Here is a 16599-nt window from a genome sequence, read left to right as displayed (position 1 = left end):
GCCCCTGCCCCAGTAGCTCAGGGGATGGAGCACTGGTTTCCGGAACCAGGTGTCGGAGGCATCGAACACCGTCTTCCTGGGGCGCCGGGCGCGCAGCGACCGGAACCACAACCGGCTAGCATTCACGGGCCCCTGCCCCAGTAGCTCAGGGGATAGAGCACTGGTTTCCGGAACCAGGTGTCGGAGGTTCGATTCCTTCCTGGGGCGCTTTGTCCGATCTGCTGCAGCCCGCCAGAGGCAGACTCCTCGTCGCCACTCCGGCACTCTCGGACCCCAACTTCGCAGGCAGCGTCGTGCTGCTGCTCGAGCACGACGAGGAGGGCTCTGCCGGGCTTGTCCTGAACCAGCCCAGCGAGCTGACGTTGGCCGAGGCCATGACCGCCGAGCGTCTCGCCCTGAACAACACCGACCCGCCGGTCATCTTCGTCGGCGGACCGGTGCAGCCGGAGTCGGCCGTCGTCCTTGCCAGGGCCCGGGACCTCTCCGCCTTCGACGAGGACCGGCGTGTGGTTGGTGACGTGGGCGTGCTGGCGCTCTCAGGCGATCCGGTGGCCACGCTGGCCGAGGCGCCGGCCTTCAGGGTCTTCGCCGGGTACTCGGGCTGGGGTCCGGGTCAGCTGGCCGACGAGATCGAAGCGGGCAGCTGGTTCGTCGTGAAGGGTGAGGCCGACGACGTGTTCGCCGCCGAACTCGACAGCCTCTGGGAGCGGGTGCTCAGGCGTCAGGGCGGCCTGTTGTCGACCGCCACGGACAACCCCGAGCTGAACTAGGCCGCTAGCGAACGGCCACCAGGTCGATCACGAAGACCAGAGTGTCGTTCGGGGCGATCGCAGGCGTCGGCGACTGGGCGCCGTAGCCCATGTCCGGCGGGATGACGAGCATCCGGCGACCCCCGACCTTCATCCCCGGGATCCCCTTCGTCCAGCCGGCGATGACCTGGTTCAGGCCGAAGCTGATCGTGTCGCCGCGGTCCCACGAGGCGTCGAACTGCTGGCCCCCGTTCTTCCACGACACGCCGACGTAGTGCACGGTGACCGTGGCCTGCGCGGGCACCTCCGCACCATCCCCCTCGATCAGATCCGTGATCTCCAGTTCGGTCGGCGGCTCACCGCCGGGGAGGGTGATGACGGGCTTGTCGGTCTTCTGGCCGGCTACCTGGACGGCTGACATGTGACGGGTCCTTCGTCGTGGGGGTTGGTGGATCAGAGGTCGGATGGGCTGTTTACAGGTTGACTACTGGTTGACGTCGACCAGATCGATGACGAAGACCAAGGTGTCGTTCGGTGCGATGTCCTCGCCACGAGCTTCGGCACCGTAGGCCTGCTCGGGTGGGATGACCAGCAGCCTCCGTCCACCAACCCGCATACCCGGGATTCCGCGGGTCCACCCCTCGATGACGTTGCTGAGCGGGAAGGTGGCTGGCTCTCCCCGGTCCCACGACGCGTCGAACTTCTCGCCGTCGTTCGTCCACGAGACGCCGACGTACTGCGTGGTGACGATCGAGCCCGCCGGGGCCTCCTCCCCGTCCCCCTCGATGAGGTCCACGACCAGCAACTCGGCCGGCGGCTCACCGCCCGGGAGGGTGATCTGCGGCTCTTCGCCAGGCTCCCCGCTGACCTCGACGCCAGCATCGTCCGTGCCAGGCTCGACCGGCTCGGGCGGCCGCTCGAAGGAGACCATGTCGATGACGAACACCAGCGTGTCGTTGGCGGCGATGTCGGGTGAGGGCGCCTGTGCCCCGTACGCCTGGTCGGGCGGGATGATCAGCAGGCGCCGGCCGCCTTCTCGCATGCCCGGAATCCCGTTCGTCCAGCCGGGGATCACGCCGTTGAGGGGGAACGTCGCCGGCTCGCCACGGTCCCAAGAGGAGTCGAACTCCACCCCGTCGTTGAGCCACGACACCCCGACGTAGTCGGTTGTCACCGTAGCCCCCTCGGGAACCTGATCGCCGTCGCCCTCGATCAGATCGACGACCACGAGCTCGGTCGGGGGTTCGCCACCCGGCAGGGATACCTCCGGCTTGGTTCCCGGCTCGCCCGTGACCTCGACCCCAGCGCTGTCCGTCGATGTGGCAGGGCCGTCCGGCGTCCCGGCGGCAGCCTCCGAGCCCGCCCCGTCCTCAGGAGCCCCCTCGTCCCCGTCCGCAGGAGCCGCCGAGGGCTCATCAGCGGCCGTCTGGTCCTCGTCGACGGTGGCCGCCCCGTCCTCGGCATCCGCACAGCCGGTCGCCACCAGCGCCACGGTCATCAGCAACAACAACAGGACGCGCGTAGGGCGCAGGTTCGTGAACATGTCGCGCCGACGGTAGCGCGGTGTTGGCTGGGTCGAGCGGGCCGGGTCTACCCCGTGGGTCAGGCCGGCCCCGTGCGATCAGGCCGGCCGTGGGGTCGGGCCAACGCCTGAGCCATCCGATGCCTCGGCCAACACACGATCGATGCGTCCGAGCAACTCCTCATCCACGTCGGCCCCTCCCGCGCTGTACCGGAGTGGCTGCGCGGCCATCAGGTCCCGGGTGCGCCGCTTGAGCGCCCGCAGACGTGAACGTCGCCGGTCGATCCGGATCTGTTCCATGTCTGCCCCTTCCTGGGCTGGTCGCTCACTCACTGCTATCGACACTACTGGGAAGAGACTGAAGTCCTCTCGTCTGATACAAGGTCGTAACACTGGGGTGGGATGGCGCCTGGGCGCGGGCCGATGCGCCGCCATACGGTGTGCGGATGCCCGAAGGGGACACCATCTTCCGGTCCGCCAAGTCGTTGGACGCGGCCTTGGCCGGCAAGACCGTGACCGCTGTGCGGACCTCCGTGACACAGGTGCGGCGTCTGGTCCCCGAGCGCCTGGTCGGCCAACGGACACGGGAGGTCCAGGCTCGCGGCAAGCACCTCCTCCACTGGTTCGAACCCAGCGACCTGTGCCTGCACACCCACATGATGATGACCGGCTCGTGGCACCTGTACGAGCCGGGCCGATCGTGGCGCAAGCCGGCACGACATGCGCGGGTGGTGATCGCAACGCAGGAGATCGAGGCCGTGCTGTTCAGCGCGCCGGTGATCGAGCTGCTGTCCCGCGCCCAGGTCGATCGGCACCGGTCGTTGGCGGCGCTCGGCCCCGATCCACTGGAGGGTGATGCCACCGGGCCCGTCGACCTCGAGGAGGCGGAGCGGCGCATGGCCGCCCGACCCGAGACGGCCATCGGGGAGGCGCTGCTCGACCAGCGGGTCATGGCCGGCGTCGGGAACGTCTACAAGAACGAGGTGCTGTTCATCCACGCGGTCGACCCCTGGACACCCGTGGAGGAGGTGGACGAGCCCGTCCGGCGCCAGCTGCTGCAGACCGCCTCGGACCTCCTCCGGGCCAACGTGGCCCACGGCGGTCCCCAGCGCATCACGACCCGGCGGCCGGAGGACGTGCGTCGGGCAGGGCGGCGCGGGTCTGACGCGGTCTGGGTCTACGGCAAGGGCGGGCGACCCTGCCCTCGGTGCGGGTCCCCGATCGACGTGGCCTCCCTGGGCGATCAGGCTCGCGTGACGTACTGGTGTCGCCGGTGCCAGGGGCCCGGACCGCGGTAGGCCAAATGGGGTTGGGTGGACTTCCAGGCGCCCAAGCGCCGAAAGTCCACCCACCCATGATCGACTAGCGGCGGACCAGGCCCCTGGGGTGGTCCTCGAAGCCGGCCTCGCGGAGCGCCGCGACCAGCGGCTGGTCCGAGGGGACCTCCCCGTCGATCTTGCCGATCTTCAGGTCGTCCACCCGCCCGGCGTCCACCAGACCGCTCGCTCCGGCGGCGGCGACCGCCAACTGGTCCCGATCAGTCGTGAACGTCACCGCCGACCGACCCCCCTTCTCGAGGAAGAGGACCAGCTCGCCGTCAACCGTGATCACATGGGCTCCTGGGACCCGGCGAGGACGGCCCCTCTCCCCCACGGACTCGGGCCAGGACAGCGTCGAGCCGTACACCTGGGCCGGGTCGGTGGCCGCCAACGCGAGCACCTCCGGCTCCCGATCGGCCCGGTCGTCCACCTCTCGAAGCGCACGCAACCGGTCGATCGCGCCGGGGATGGCGAACTGCGCCCCGCCCAACCCCTCGACGAAGTAACCGCGCCTGGCCCGGCCGGCATCTTCCATGGCCTTGAACACCGGGTAGACCCCGCTGAAGGCCCCCGGCAGGTTCTCCCCCATCACCGCATCCCGTGTCACCACGCCGTGCCGCCCCAGCAACACCGCCGCTCTGGCCGCCATCCGCTCGGTGGGCGGCACGCCCCCGGCGACCAGGTCTGCCACCAGCGACCACCGGCCGGCCGCGGTCGGAGGACCCGACCGGCTGGCGACACGCCCCGGCCGTCGTGCTCGGCCCCGCCGGCCCCGACCGGACGAGCGCCGACCGACACCGCCCGCGACCGCGCGGAGGGCCTGCATGGTGTCGTTGGTCACCAGCCCCTCCCACACCAGGTCCCACAGCGCATCGACGACCTCGGACTCGGGCAGCCCACCGCTGCCGTCCCCGGACGCACCGGCGAGCGCCGCCCGGTAGAGGTCGGGCCAGAACGAGGCTCCGCGGGCACTCAGGTGCTCCAGCAGCAAGACCGACAGGGGAGACAGGTCGTCCGGCGTCACGGGCGGATCCAGGAGCACTGCCGCCTGGTCACGCAGGTACAGCCCCACCCGGCCGTCCGAGGAGGCCAACGACCCCAAGCCCGCCCAGACGATCTCACCTGACGCGGCGAGCTCGTCCAGCCAGGAGGGGTTGTAGCCCCGAACCCGACTGGCCAGCACATCCCGTTCGAGGATCGATGCCGGGATCGGAGCGCCCTGGAGTTGCTCGACCACCTCGAACGTGCGGTCGACTCCCGGGGTCCGCGGCTGCAGAGCCGCCCCCTGCCAGGCCGGGACGAAGCGGGCCAGCGCCTCGGGGCCGACCGGCTCGACCTCACGCCGGAGCGCCGCCAACGACCGACGCCGCAGCCGGCGCAGGACGCTCGTGTCGATCCACTCGCGGCGAGACCCGCCCGGCCGGAACTCCCCGCTCACGACCCGCTGCTCGGCCAGCAGCGTCTTCAGCGACAGCTCGACGGCATCCCGTGGCAGGCCCAGGCGATCCCGGACATCCTCGGTCACGAACGGCCCGTGCGTGCGGGCGTACCGGGCCACCAGGTCCACCATCGGCCGCTCAACCGGCTCGGCCAGGACGTCGGGCAGTCCCACCGGCACGGGGACCCCCAACCCGTCGCGAAGTCGTGCGGCGTCCTCCACCGCGGCCCAGCGATCCTCCCCGCCGACGCGGGCCAGGTAGATGCGGCGGTCGGCGTCGAGCGCGGCCAGCCACTCCTCCGCCGGACCATCCGACCGGGCCACGACCTCGTCGGTCCGCAGGTCCCCGACGACCCGGAGCAGGTCGTGCACGTCGTCTGGCGAGCCCGCCAGCCGATCGTCCGTCAGCCGCTGCAGTTGCAGCTCCAACTCGGTCAGCGCGTCGGCGTCGACCAGATCTCGCAGCTCGTCAGCCCCGAGGAGCTCGGCCAGCAGCTCCCGGTCCAGCGTCAGCGCGGAGGCCCGGCGCTCAGCCAGCGGCGCGTCGCCCTCGTACATGTAGCCGGCCAGGTAGTCGAACAGCAGGCTGGACGCGAACGGGGAGGCGACCTCGGTCGTCACCTGGGTGATCCGGATCTTCCGGCTGGTGATGTCCCGGAGAACCCCCTGCAGGGCCGGCACGTCGAAGACGTCGCGTAGGCACTCGCGATAGGTCTCCAGGAGGATCGGGAACGACCCGAACCGGCTGGCCACCGCGAGCAGGTCCTGCGAACGCTGCCGCTGCTGCCACAGGGGCGTCCTGCCGCCCGGCCGGCGCTTCGGCAGCAGCAGCGCCCGCGCCGCACACTCCCGGAACCGGCTGGCGAACAGCGTCGAGTTCGCCAGCTCGCCCACCACCAGGTCCTCGACCTCGTCGGCCGGCGGGACCAGGACCTCGCGCATGATCTCGTCGTCCAGCCACTCCTGGCTCACCCCACCAGCGGAGACACCGTCGACGGGCGCCAACATGCCGAGATCCGCTGACTGGTCGTCGGCAGATCCGATGTCGGGCGAGCCGTCCAACGATCCGAACGCCCCCACGTCGCCTGATCCCAGGCCGTCACCCAACCCACTTCCGCCCCACCCGGCATCCGGCAGCCGCAGCACGATCCCGTCGTCGGACACCATCGTCGCGATCTCGATCCCGAAGCGTTCCCGGACGCGTGTCTCGATGGCCAGCGCCCACGGCGCGTGGATCCGGCCCCCGAAGCTCGACAGGATGCAGACCCGCCAGTCGCCGATCTCGTCGCGGAACCGCTCCACCACGATCTGGGTGTCGCTCGGCATGACCTCGGTCGCCTGCCGCTGCTCCTCCACATAGGCCAGGAGGTTCGTGGCAGCCAGGTCGTCGAGCCCGTACTCGGCCTGCAATGACGACAGCGCCGACTCACTGCCCGACGTCGTGACCTCGCGCAGGAAGGCCCCGACCGCCTGGCCGACCTCGATGGGCCGCGAGGGCGTGTCACCGTGCCAGAACGGCAGCCGCCCCGGCTCCCCCGGAGCCGGCGACACCAGCACCTGGTCCCGGGTGATGTCCTCCACCCGCCAGGTCGTGGCGCCCAGGACGATGGTCTCGCCCGGCCGGGTCTCATAGACCATCTCCTCGTCCAGCTCACCGACCCGACGCCCCGGCCCGTCACCGGCGATGAACACGCCGTACAGCCCCCGGTCGGGGATCGTCCCACCGCTGGTCACGGCGATCCGCTGAGCCCCACGCCGACCCGTGATCTGATCGGCCACCCGGTCCCAGGTGATGCGCGGTCGCAGCTCGGCGAACTCATCAGAGGGGTAGCGACCGCTGAGCATGTCGAGGACGCCGTCGAGCTGCGCTCGCGGCAGCTCGCTGAACGGCGCGGCGGCCCGGATCACGTCGTACAGCTCGCTGACCGACCACTCCTCCATGGCTGCCATGGCGACGATCTGCTGAGCCAGCACGTCCAACGGGTTGCGCGGGTAGCGGGTCTGCTCGATGTCGCCGTCCAGCATCCGCCGGCTGACGACGGCAGCCTCCACCAGGTCACCGCGGAATTTGGGGAAGATCTTGCCGACGGACGGTGCGCCCACCTGGTGTCCGGCCCGACCGACGCGTTGCAGCCCGCTGGCGACGCTGCCGGGTGACTCGACCTGGACCACCAGATCCACGGCGCCCATGTCGATGCCGAGCTCCAGCGATGACGTCGCGACCACACACGGCAGCCGGCCGGCCTTGAGGTCCTCCTCGATCAGCGTCCGCTGCTCCCTGGCCACCGACCCGTGGTGTGCACGGGCGATGATCGGCGCCGCGGCGTCGGGATGGGCCAGGCGCTCCTCTTCCGACCGCGCGGCCAGCCAGCGCTCTGCCGAGAGATCGTTCAGCCGGGCACACAGCCGCTCGCTCAGCCGACGGGAGTTGGTGAAGACGATCGTCGACCGATGCGCCTCGATCAGGTCGAGGACCCGCGGGTGGACGGCCGGCCAGATCGAGCGGCGGTGATCCCCGGGGGCGGATGCTGGCCCCTCCGGCGCCTGGGGGATGACCTGTCCGAGATCGGCCATGTCCTCCACCGGGACGATGACCTCGATGTCCAGCGTCTTGTCCGACGGGATGTCCACGATCCGGACCGGCCGCGGCGTCCACGACGACGCCGACGACCCCGACTCGGGCGCGGCACCGGCGTCAGCGGACACCTCCCCGCCACCGAGGAAGGCCGCCACCTCGCTCAGCGGCCGCTGGGTCGCCGACAGCCCGATCCGCTGGAGGGGCTCGGTGGCGCCGGCCCGCCGCCGCAACGCCTCCAGCCGCTCCAGCGACACCGCCATGTGCGCACCGCGCTTGGATCCGGCGACGGCATGGACCTCGTCGATGATGACCGTGTCGACGTCCGTCAGCGTCTCGCGCGCCCGCGACGTCAGGTAGAGGTACAACGATTCGGGGGTGGTGATCAGGATGTCGGGAGGCCGCGACACCAGCGCCCGTCGCTCCTCGGGGGTGGTGTCCCCGGACCGCAGGCCCACGCTGACCGGCTGCAACGTCTCGCCAAGGCGCTCAGCCGCCTGCTGGATCCCGATCAAGGGCGCCCGCAAGTTCCGGTCGACGTCGTAGGCCAGCGCCTTGAGCGGCGAGATGTACAGCACCCGGGTGCGGCTCTTCGCGTCAGGCTCAGGAGCCGGCCGGTGCACGAGACGGTCGATGGCGGCCAGGAACGCCGCGAGGGTCTTGCCCGAGCCGGTCGCGGCGCTGACCAGCACGCTCTCACCGCGCGTTGCGTGCTCCCAGGCCCCGAGTTGCGCTGCCGTGGGAGCGGCGAAGGCAGCGGTGAACCAGGCGCGCGTCGACTCGCCGAACGCCTCCATCACCTCGGTTCGAACCACGTACTGCAGGCTATAGACCCCTGTGACATCCCCGAACCACCGGCGATCAGTGGGACACCACCTGATGCGCCCGGCCCTGCGCTGGCTACTCTCCGAGGCACAACCATGGCGATCTCCCTCTCAATCCCCGGTCACGTCGATCACCTTCCGGTGCTGCGGGCCACCGCCGCCTCCGTCGCCGCCCGCGCCCGGCTGACCCTCGACCAACTGGAGGACGTGCGCCTCGCCGTCGACGAGGCCGCCAGCACCCTGCTGTCCGGCCGCCCGCCGGCTGTGGAGATGGACATCGACCCCGCGGTCATCCCCCTCACCGTGACCTTGACCGCCACCCCGGCCGCACCGATCAGTCTGGAGCCCGACGGCTTCACCTGGACGGTGATCGACGCCATGACCGAGGCGTTCGACGTCACCACCGAGCACGACGAGGTCTCCCTGAGGATGCGCTTTGCGGGAGTCGCGGAGTAGTGAGCACCGAGGCGCTTCGTCACTACGAACGCTCCGACACGCGGGAGCTCTTCGCCCGGCTTCGTGAGACGGGGGACACCGACGTCCGGGAACGGCTGGTCGAGCTCCACCTCCCCCTGGTGCACTACTTGGCGAAGCGGTTCAACGACCGCGGTCAGCCGCTCGAGGATCTCGTCCAGGTCGGCTCCGTCGGTCTGTTGAAGGCCATCGACCGGTTCGACCTGGACCGCAAGGTGGCGTTCTCCACCTACGCCACCCCCACCATCGTGGGCGAGATCAAGCGGCACTTCCGGGACAAGGGCTGGTCGGTGCGGGTGCCCCGCCGTCTGCAGGAGCTCAGTCTGCGGCTGGGGAAGGCCACCAACCGGTTGCACCAAGAACTCGGTCGCGCCCCCACGGTGGACGAACTGGCGGAGGAGTTGGGAGTGACCCACGACGAGGCGTTGGAGGCCTACGAGGCCTCGATGGCCTACTCGACCGGCTCGCTCGACCAGCGCGTCGGCAAGGACGAGGACTCCGCGACCGTCGGCGAGCTGATGGGCGATGAGGATAAGCGCCTGGATCAGCTGGAGCACTTCGCCTCCATCGCCCCGGCCGTCGCCGACCTCGACGAGCGAGAGCGGACGATCCTCTACCTCCGCTTCTTCAAGGGCCTGACGCAGTCGCAGATCGCCGAGCAGGTCGGCATCAGCCAGATGCACGTCTCCCGTCAGCTGGCCCGGACCATCCGGTTCCTGCGCGACCGTCAACAGGACTCCGAAACCACCTTCTGAGCTGCGAATCCCCTCATAGACCGGCCCCCAGCTGCCGACATACTTGAGGTGATGTCTCGTTCGCCGCGCGGATGGTCGCTGGTCAGCCTGCTGCTGGCCTGTGCGCTGCTGGGCACGGCGTGCTCACCGTTCGTCCAGGTCGGCGTCGCCGAGATCGACCTGGAACCCGCGCCGCAGTTCGAGCAGTCCTTCGTCTACGCCGCCGACGGGTCGCTGATCGCCACGCTGCGATTCAACAACCGCGAACCCGTCACCCATGACGACCTCCCAGAACACCTGATCCACGCCATCGTCGCGGCCGAGGACCGGCGCTTCTTCGATCACGATGGCGTGGACGCCCGGGCCATCGCGCGCGCCTGGGTCGCCAACCGCCGGGCCGGCACCATCGTGCAGGGTGGCTCGACGATCACCCAGCAGCTCATCAAGAACCGGTACTTCCCCGAAGCCGAGAACACCCTCGAGCGCAAGTCCACCGAGGCCCACCTGGCGATGCAGCTGGAGCGGACCGCGACCAAGAGCGAGATCCTGACCGACTACCTCAACACGATCTACCTGGGGGCCGGGGCGTACGGGATCGAGGCGGCGGCGCAGACCTACTTCGGGGTGACCACCAGCGACCTCGACGTCGGACAGGCCGCCCTGATCGCCGGTCTGATCCGGTCGCCGGAGGCGGACTCGCCCTACACCAACCCCCGCGGCGCGGTCGAGGAGCGCCGACGGGTGACGGCGGCGATGACGGCGGAGGGGTACCTGTCCCGGCCCGACGCCGTCGCGATCAACAACGCCCCGCTCGGCGTCATCCCGCCACCGGAGCCGCCAGCCACGCGGTACCCCTTCTTCGTCGAGTTGGTCAAGCGCACGCTGGTCAACGACCCGACCTTCGGGCTCGACGAGCCCACTCGGTGGCAGCGCCTCTTCGGCGGCGGTCTGCGCATCCACACCACGATCGACCCGGCGCTGCAGGCCACAGCCGAGGCGGCGGCGACCAGGTTCTGGAACCAGCCCAGCGACCCCGAGGTCGCGCTCTCTGTCGTCAGGCCCCAGACCGGCGACATCGTGGCGATGGTCGGCGGACGGGACTTCGAGACCAATCAGTTCGACCTGGCCACACAAGGCCGGCGTCAGCCGGGCAGCACCTTCAAGGTCTTCGGGCTGGTCGCCGCACTCAACAGCGGGTGGCGACTGGATCAGACGATCCAGTCCGGCTCGGGGACGTTCGACCTCGGCTCGGGTGACCCGTGGAGCGTCCGCAGTGGCACCAGTGGTCGGATCACGCTGCGTCAGGCGCTGGCGAGCTCCTCCAACGGTGCGTTCGCCCGTCTGGCCCTGGACATGGGAGCGGGCGCCGTCGAGCGGACGGCCGTGGCGATGGGCGTGACGTCGGAGATCGGCGTCAACCCCTCCACGGTGCTGGGCGGTCTTCGCGAGGGGGTGAGCCCCATGGAGATGGCCGGTGCCTTCGCCACCCTCGCCAACGATGGAGTCCACGCGCCGCCACGACCGATCACCGAGGTCACCGACGCCGACGGCCAGGTCGTGTGGGAGCCGAGCCAGCTGCCACGCGTGGCGATGGATGCCCAGACCGCCTACCTGGTCACCAGCGCCATGGTCGACGCGGTCGAGGAGGGAACCGGCGGCCAGGCGCAGCTGCCCGACCGCCCTGTGGCCGGCAAGACCGGGACGGTCCAGAACAACGCCGACGCCTGGTTCGTGGGGTTCACGCCAGAGCTGTCGACGGCCGTGTGGATCGGGTATCCCGAGAGTCGCCGCCCCCTCCTCAACATCCACGGCGAGGCGGTCGTGCAGGGCGGCAACTGGCCCGCTCGGATCTGGCGGACCTTCATGGCCGAGGCGCTCGAGGGTGAGCCCGTGCGTGAGTTCACGCCGCCCGCCGAGCTGGTCGAGACGGTCCTGGTCGATCCGCTGACCGGCGGCATCGCCACGCCCTACTGCCCCACGACGGTCGAGGTGACCGGTGTGCCGGGCGAACTGCCAACCTTCACCTGTCCGCTGCACACCGCACCTCCGGCCGTCGCTGCTCCCCTGCCGGTCCAGCCACCGGAGCCGGCGCCCGTCCCCACGATCGCCGTCCCGGTGACGCCGGTTCCGACCCTGCCGGCGACGCCCACGCCAGCGCCGACCCCGACGCCGACCCTGACGCCCACACCGACCCCGACGCCCGGTGCCTCGGTCGTGCCTGCCCCCGAGCCTCCGCCACCGCCGCCCGGGCCGACGATCAGCGGCGGATAGCCGCGGGACCGAACCCGCCTCCGCGCTCCTCCGCGGACCGCTGCGCATCCCGCCGGATACCCTTCCGGCCGTGCGGATCTTGATCGTCACCAACCCGGTTGCCCGTCGGACCCGTCCGCATCTGACCCGCTGGGTCGCCAACACCCTGAGCGACGTCGCCAAGGTCCGGGTTGCGCCGACCACCCATCGCAATCACGCCAGCGAGCTCGCAGCAGAGGCGGCGGCGGACGGCCTGGACGCGGTCGTGGCGCTCGGCGGTGACGGCACGGTCAACGAGGTGTTGCAGGGTGTGGCCGGGACCGACACGCGCCTCGCGGTCCTGCCCGGCGGATCCACGAACGTCTATGCGAGGACCTTGGGTCTGTCCCAGCGCCTCGTGACCGCGACCTCGATCCTGCACGAGGCGCTCGAGACCGATCGCACCCGACGAGTGCCCGCCGGGCTGGCTGGCGACCGCTGGTTCGCCTGGTGCGTCGGCTTCGGCTACGACGCCGAAGTCGTCCGAGAGGTCGAGAGCCATCCGCGGATGAAGCGGACCCTGGGGCAGGCCTCGTTCCTCCTCCACGGCTGGGGCGTGCGCCAGCGGATGCACGAGCAGACGATCCGCATCCAGGCAGGCCCCGCCCGACCGATCGGGCGGCAGGAGGACGCGCCGATCTCGACGACGACGGCCGCCGCTGCGGTCATCTGCAAGGCAGACCCCTACACCTACCTCGGCCCGCTGGCGTCCCGGATGTGTCCCGAGGCGACGCTGGAGCGGGGCTTGGACTGCACGGCCATGACCGACCTGTCGCTGCCGACACTGCTCAACGTCATGCGCAAGGCACTCACCGGGCGCCACGTACGGGACCTGGCAGCGGTCACCGGTTGGCACGATCGCGAGACGTTCGATCTGTCCAGCGACCGACCCGTGGCCGTGCACACCGACGGCGATCCTGTCGGCCGCACCACCCACCTGTCCGTCAAGCTCGTGCTCGACGCCATCAACTTGATCGTCTGACAGTGATGGCTCGCTACGGGACGTAAAACCTACTACCTTGACAGTAGTAAATCGGCCGGAATTGTAAGAAAGCGTTTACAGACCGGCAACACTGCGCTATGAATGGCCGCAGCGCGGGCCGCACGCAGGGCGATGCCGCGCACCCCCCTACACGAGAGGAAGACCACAATGATGCGCATTTCGCGCTTGCTGGCAATGACACTGCTGCTGGCACTCTTCGCCGCCGCGTGCGGTGGAGCCGAGTCCTCGTCCGACGACACCTCCGATGCCGACGACGCCGCGGCCGCGGACGAGTCCACGGACGACGAGGGCTCCGACGAGGAAGCTGCCGACGAAGGCTCCGACGACGAAGCCATGGACGAGGGCTCCGACGACGAAGCCATGGACGAGGGCGAGATGGCCGAAGGCGACTTCGGTGGCGCCGAGGTGACCATCACCGGCCCTGAGCGTGACGACCCCAGTGTCGCTGCGATCCAGCAGACGCTGACCCAGTGGGCCGAGCCGCAGGGCATCAACGTGACCTACACCGGTGACGCTGACTGGGAGGCCAACATCAACACCCAGGTGTCCGGTGGCAACCCGCCGAACATCTCGATCTTCCCCCAGCCCGGCAAGCTGCAGGAGTTCGCAGCTGACGGCTTCGTCGTCCCGCTCTCCGACGAGGTCGACGCCACCATCGACGAGTTCTGGGCCGAGGACTTCCAGGCCGACGGTCAGCTCGACGGCACCCAGTACGGCGTGCCGGTCAAGACCGACCTGAAGTCGCTGGTGTGGTACCAGCCCGCCCGCTTCGAGGAGTTCGGCTACGAGATCCCGGACACCATCGACGACTTCACCGCACTGATGGACCAGATGGTCGAGGACGGCAACACCCCGCTGTGCGTCGGGATCGAGTCCGGGCAGGCGACCGGCTGGACGTACACCGACTGGGTCGAGGAGATGATGCTCCGTCTGCACGGCGGCGAGGTCTACGACCAGTGGGTCACGCACGAGATCCCCTTCGACGACCCCCAGGTCGTTGAGGCCATGCAGGCCGTCCTGGACTTCTGGGTTCCGGAGAACGTGTTCGCCTCCGGTGGCTCCATCGCTGCCACCAACTTCGGTGACAACGCCCAGCCGCTGGTCGACGGCCAGTGCATGATGCACCGTCAGGCGTCCTTCTTCGCCGGCTTCTTCCCCGAGGGCCAGGCGTTTGCCGACGGCTCCGAGGAAGCAGTCGACGTGTTCGCCTTCCCGGACATCAACGGTGACAACCCGGCCCTGACCGCCGGCACCTACGCGGCCGCCTTCAGCGAGGACGAGGCCACCATGGCCGTCCTGAACTACATGGCGACTGCCGACTACGCAGAGACCCGTCAGACGATCCAGACCGAGGAGCTCGGCGGTAGCCTCTCCGGCTTCCTGTCGGCTGCTCAGGGCCAGGACCCCAGCGTCTACCAGCCGCTGGAGCAGTCCTTCCTGGAGATCCTGAACACCGCCGACCTGGCTCGGTTCGACGCGTCGGACCTCATGCCGGCCGATGTCGGTGCGGGCACCTTCTGGAGCGAGGGAACCTCTGCAGTCAACGGCGACATCACCGCCGAGGAGGCAGCGGCCAACATCGAGGCCTCGTGGCCCGAGTAGGTCAGGTGACCGCCTGACCTCAGGCGATCGCAATGCCCGGTTCGGGGCGCTGACACCACCGTCGGCGCCCCGAACGGCGTTTCAGGGAGATGTGCAAGAATCCGCTCAGCGTGGCGGAGCCACTCGGCAGGGAGCAACAGAGAGAGGGCTATGGACAAGATCATTTCAACGCTGATCACGGTGGTGATCGCCGTGGGAGCAAGTGCCGGCCTCTGGGTCGGCGCCAACCTGGTGTTCAACCAGGCGCGCAACAACTGGAGCCGGTTCAACGCGATGGCCGGCTTCGGCATCGGCTTCGTTGCCGGCGTACTGCTGTCAGGTAACCGTGTACTCATCTACTCCGACGGGTCGACGACCGGTCTGGGCCAGTTCGGACAGTGGGTCTGGTTCCCCATCGTCGCCGGCATCGCCTGTGCGGCCGTCGCCGTGCTGCTGTCGGTCACCGAGGCGCCCGGCCGTCGCCTGCTGGTCGGCGGGGGCGGCGGCGCAGCTGTCGGCATCATCGCCGGCGCACTGACCAGGGTCGACTTCTACCCCAGCCTCGAGGTCGTCCCGCTGCTCGGCTACACGGCGGTTCTCGCGGGCGTCGGCGCCGGCATCTCCACCCTCCGGAAGTCATCGCCCGTCGGCGGCGCGCTCATCGGCGCAGCGATCGGGTGGGTCCTGGGTGCCTGGGGCGCTCCGGAGATCGGCACCGGCAACGCGGCCTGGACGGTGGTCGCCATGGCGGTCCCCACGGCGCTGCTCGGCGCCCGCTTCGGACTGGGTCGCAACCCGAGCCTCTCGGAGCGGGCCATCCTGGATCAGAAGTCTCGGGGGGTCATCTTCCTCGGACCTGCCCTGCTATTCATCTTCGCGACGCTGGTCGTACCGGCTGTGCGGACGCTGTACCTGTCGTTCCTCGACCGTCGCTCCGAGATGTTCGTCGGGTTGCAGAACTACACCGACACCTTCACCGACCGGACCTCCCTCGACCTCTCCGGGTGGGCCAACCTCTTCACCTCCCGAATGTTCATCGTCGGCGTGATCCTGTTGGTCCTCGGCGCCGTCATCGGCAGCCGCTCGCGGCAGACCACGGGTCACTTCGTGGAGCTCGGCAGCCCGTCGATGTTCCCGCTGCTCGGCGGCACCCTGCTCTTCTTCTTCGCCCTCTTCACCGTCCTGCGCGGGACCATCATCAACAACCTGTGGTGGGTCGTCGCCGTGGTGTTCTTCTCCACCGCGCTCGGCCTGGCCGTGGCCGTCCTGGCCGAGAACGCCAAGTTCGAGAAGGTCGCCAAGTCGCTGATCTTCATGCCGATGGCGATCTCGCTGGTCGGCGCCTCGATCATCTGGCGCTTCATGTACCAGGCTCGTGACGTCTCCATCGAGCAGACCGGTGTGCTGAACGCCGCCTGGGTGGGGCTGGGACGACTCAGCACCGGCGGTGGTCTCCCGACCCTCATCGTCGGCGGCCTCGCCGTGCTCGCGGTGATCGGTCTGTTCGTGATGATGGCCCGCGCGCTGACCCGCAAGCAGTACGGCAGGGCAGCCGTCCCGGGTGTGGTGGCTCTGCTCGGCCTGTGGTTCGCGGTCCGGTTCTGGAGCCCTGGCGGCGTCGGCGGTGTCGCGCCCACCGATGACGGCGGCTTCGTGGCACAGACGATCCTGTTCATCCAGGAGACCCCGTTCAACAACTTCTGGCTGATGGTGGTCCTCATCTGGATCCAGACCGGGTTCGCGATGGTGATCCTCTCCGCAGCCATCCGGGCCGTCCCGGCTGACCTTCTGGAAGCAGCCTCCGTGGACGGGGCGACGTCGACACAGATCTTCTGGCGGATCACCCTGCCCCAGATCGCCACGACCATCGGGGTGGTGGTGACGACGCTGATCGTCCTCGTCATGAAGGTCTTCGACATCGTGAAGGTCATGACGAACGGTCAGTTCGGGACGCAGGTGCTGGCCAACGACATGTTCGCGACCGCCTTCAACAACTTCGACACCGGGCGTGGAGCGGCTCTGGCGATGCTGATCCTGTTCTCCGTCCTTCCGGTCATGATCTACAACATTCGCCAGATGCAGGAGGCGTAA

General features: G+C 69.5%; 12 protein-coding genes and 2 tRNA genes. 10 read left to right on the top strand and 4 right to left on the bottom strand.

Annotated elements, in window-relative coordinates; genetic code table 11:
• Window positions 1–6 precede the first annotated feature (6 nt).
• The 3 genes from C1746_RS10200 to C1746_RS10190 all read left to right on the top strand — a co-directional run bounded on the left by C1746_RS10200 (window position 7) and on the right by C1746_RS10190 (window position 770).
• A tRNA-Arg gene (locus C1746_RS10200) sits at window positions 7–84 on the top strand.
• A 50-nt stretch (window positions 85–134) separates the two neighbouring features.
• Window positions 135–207: transfer RNA gene (locus C1746_RS10195), tRNA-Arg, on the top strand.
• A 2-nt stretch (window positions 208–209) separates the two neighbouring features.
• Window positions 210–770, top strand: coding sequence for a YqgE/AlgH family protein (locus C1746_RS10190; RefSeq protein WP_162867602.1), 561 nt, complete (start codon window positions 210–212; stop codon window positions 768–770).
• A 4-nt stretch (window positions 771–774) separates the two neighbouring features.
• Here the strand turns inward: C1746_RS10190 and C1746_RS10185 are convergent, their stop codons facing one another.
• The 3 genes from C1746_RS10185 to C1746_RS10175 form a co-directional block, all read right to left on the bottom strand.
• Window positions 775–1170 carry an FKBP-type peptidyl-prolyl cis-trans isomerase gene (locus C1746_RS10185; RefSeq protein WP_116714486.1) on the bottom strand — a complete coding sequence of 132 codons (396 nt, stop codon included), beginning with the start codon at window positions 1168–1170 and terminating at the stop codon, window positions 775–777.
• A gap of 63 nt (window positions 1171–1233) precedes the next feature.
• Window positions 1234–2292, bottom strand: a complete 1059-nt coding sequence (locus C1746_RS23200; RefSeq protein WP_414627963.1) for an FKBP-type peptidyl-prolyl cis-trans isomerase — start codon at window positions 2290–2292, stop codon at window positions 1234–1236.
• A 78-nt stretch (window positions 2293–2370) separates the two neighbouring features.
• Window positions 2371–2604: a hypothetical protein gene (locus C1746_RS10175; protein WP_162867601.1), complete on the bottom strand. Its 234-nt coding sequence runs from the start codon at window positions 2602–2604 to the stop codon at window positions 2371–2373.
• Between the two features lie 113 nt (window positions 2605–2717).
• Here C1746_RS10175 and C1746_RS10170 point away from each other — a divergent pair, with 113 nt between their 5' ends.
• Window positions 2718–3569, top strand: coding sequence for an Fpg/Nei family DNA glycosylase (locus C1746_RS10170; protein ID WP_116714484.1), 852 nt, complete (start codon window positions 2718–2720; stop codon window positions 3567–3569).
• A gap of 64 nt (window positions 3570–3633) precedes the next feature.
• Here the strand turns inward: C1746_RS10170 and C1746_RS10165 are convergent, their stop codons facing one another.
• Complete coding sequence (locus tag C1746_RS10165) at window positions 3634–8400, bottom strand: Lhr family helicase (RefSeq protein ID WP_116714483.1); 4767 nt, start codon at window positions 8398–8400, stop codon at window positions 3634–3636.
• A 123-nt stretch (window positions 8401–8523) separates the two neighbouring features.
• Between C1746_RS10165 and C1746_RS10160 the strand changes: the two genes are divergently transcribed.
• The 6 genes from C1746_RS10160 (at window position 8524) to C1746_RS10130 (ending at window position 16599) form a co-directional block, all read left to right on the top strand.
• Window positions 8524–8883, top strand: coding sequence for a hypothetical protein (locus C1746_RS10160; RefSeq protein ID WP_116714482.1), 360 nt, complete (start codon window positions 8524–8526; stop codon window positions 8881–8883).
• A complete protein-coding gene (locus tag C1746_RS10155) occupies window positions 8883–9656 on the top strand; it encodes an RNA polymerase sigma factor SigF (protein WP_162867600.1) in 774 nt (257 codons plus the stop codon). Before C1746_RS10160 ends, C1746_RS10155 begins: the two co-directional genes overlap by 1 nt.
• Window positions 9657–9707: 51 nt before the next feature.
• Complete coding sequence (locus C1746_RS10150) at window positions 9708–11906, top strand: transglycosylase domain-containing protein (protein WP_116714480.1); 2199 nt, start codon at window positions 9708–9710, stop codon at window positions 11904–11906.
• A gap of 70 nt (window positions 11907–11976) precedes the next feature.
• Window positions 11977–12906 carry a diacylglycerol/lipid kinase family protein gene (locus C1746_RS10145; protein WP_162867599.1) on the top strand — a complete coding sequence of 310 codons (930 nt, stop codon included), beginning with the start codon at window positions 11977–11979 and terminating at the stop codon, window positions 12904–12906.
• Window positions 12907–13074: 168 nt separating this feature from the next.
• Entirely contained in the window at window positions 13075–14529 is a 1455-nt protein-coding gene (locus tag C1746_RS10135; protein WP_162867598.1) for an ABC transporter substrate-binding protein, read from the top strand.
• Between the two features lie 150 nt (window positions 14530–14679).
• Window positions 14680–16599, top strand: a complete 1920-nt coding sequence (locus C1746_RS10130) for a carbohydrate ABC transporter permease (RefSeq protein ID WP_116714476.1) — start codon at window positions 14680–14682, stop codon at window positions 16597–16599.

The sequence above is a fragment of the Euzebya tangerina genome (genome assembly GCF_003074135.1).
GTDB classification, from domain to species: domain Bacteria; phylum Actinomycetota; class Nitriliruptoria; order Euzebyales; family Euzebyaceae; genus Euzebya; species Euzebya tangerina.
Note: the sequence above shows the minus strand (reverse complement) of the source record. Positions and strands in the feature narration are given on the sequence as shown.